1 protein-coding gene is annotated in these 1,590 nt (G+C 48.1%); it reads left to right on the top strand.

Annotated elements, in window-relative coordinates; genetic code table 11:
• Positions 1-1,571: sulfatase family protein (locus VN105_RS01110; protein ID WP_414647216.1), on the top strand; the 1,571-nt coding region annotated here is incomplete at its 5' end.
• Positions 1,572-1,590: the final 19 nt, after the last annotated feature.

The raw sequence follows: 1,590 nt of genomic DNA, 5'->3' as shown, positions 1-1,590 counted from the left end.
GTAAACAGCCCTGCAGGACAAAAACATTGAACATGAAATGCTTTTCCGCAAACTATCTTAGAAAAATCTGGGGAGTGCTACTCCTCTTCGTCACTGCTAACAGTTACGCACAAACGCAGCGGCCCAATATCATCTTCATCTTCTCCGACGACCACGCCTACCAGGCTATCAGCGCCTATGGCAGCAAACTGGTGCAAACGCCTAACATTGACCGTATCGCGCGCCAGGGCGCTATTTTCAAAAATGCGCTGGTCACCAACTCCATTTGCGGCCCCAGCAGGGCTACCCTGCTTACGGGGAAATATAGTCACATTAACGGCTATACGCTGAACGAGAAGAAGTTTGATGTGGGGCAACAACTGTTTCCTGCCCTGCTGCAGCAAAATGGCTACCAGACAGCCTGGATCGGCAAGTGGCATTTAGGCAACCTGCCAAAAGGGTTCGACTACTGGCGTATCCTCAACAGCCAGGGCCAGTATTACAATCCGGATATCATAGGGCCTGGCGATACCAGCCGCATTGAAGGATACGTTACCAATATCATTACCGATCTCTCTGTTAACTGGATAGAAAAACGGGATACCTCCAAACCTTTTTTCCTGGTAGTAGGCGAAAAAGCCACCCACCGCGAATGGCAGCCGGATATCCGGGACCTCGGCGCCTACGATGGCAAAACCTTCCCTCTTCCGGCAACATTCAAAGACGATTACAAAAATCGCCTGGCCGCACAAAACCAGGATATGACCATCGATAAAACCATGCGTCTGAAAGAAGACCTGAAGGTACATGCCAATTATGAAAAAGGGATCTATGGCCGCTTTACACCGGAACAGAAAAAGGCTTATATCGATTATTATGAAAATAAGATCAGCAAAGAATTTGATGAACAAAAACTCTCAGGCGATGCCCTGGTGGAATGGAAATACCAGCGCTACCTGAAAGATTACCTGGCCACCGCAAAATCGCTGGACAGGAACATCGGCCAACTGCTGGATTACCTGGATAAAACAGGGCTTTCAAAAAATACAGTAGTGGTGTATGCTTCCGACCAGGGCTTTTACATGGGCGAACATGGCTGGTTCGATAAACGGTTTATTTATGAAGAATCGCTGCGTACGCCTTTTATGATCAAATACCCCGGTGTAACGAAGCCCGGCACCTCCATCGATCAGCTGATGCTGAATATCGACTGGGCGCCCACTTTCCTTAATATCGCCGGTGTAAAAGTGCCAGCCGATATGCAAGGCACTTCCTTTTTACCCCTGCTGAAAGCGGATGGCAAAAATGTTTCCTGGAGAAAAGAAGCGTATTATCATTATTACGAATTTCCCCAGCCCCATCATGTATATCCTCACTTCGGTATCCGTACGGAACAATATACCCTGGTCCGCTTTTACGGTGAGTCCAACAGCTGGGAATTGTACGATCTGAAACAGGATCCGCATGAGGTCAGTAATCTCTATGGCCGGAAGGGCTATGAAAAGCTCACCGCCACCTTAAAAACGCACCTGAAACATCTAATGGTACAATACAAAGACACGGAAGCACTGAAAATCCTGGCGCAACAATAATAACAGATAGCCGCCCCTC

Origin of the sequence: Chitinophaga sp., from assembly GCF_035564935.1 — a bacterium.
In the GTDB taxonomy this organism is placed as follows: Bacteria; Bacteroidota; Bacteroidia; order Chitinophagales; family Chitinophagaceae; genus Chitinophaga.
Note: the sequence above shows the minus strand (reverse complement) of the source record. Positions and strands in the feature narration are given on the sequence as shown.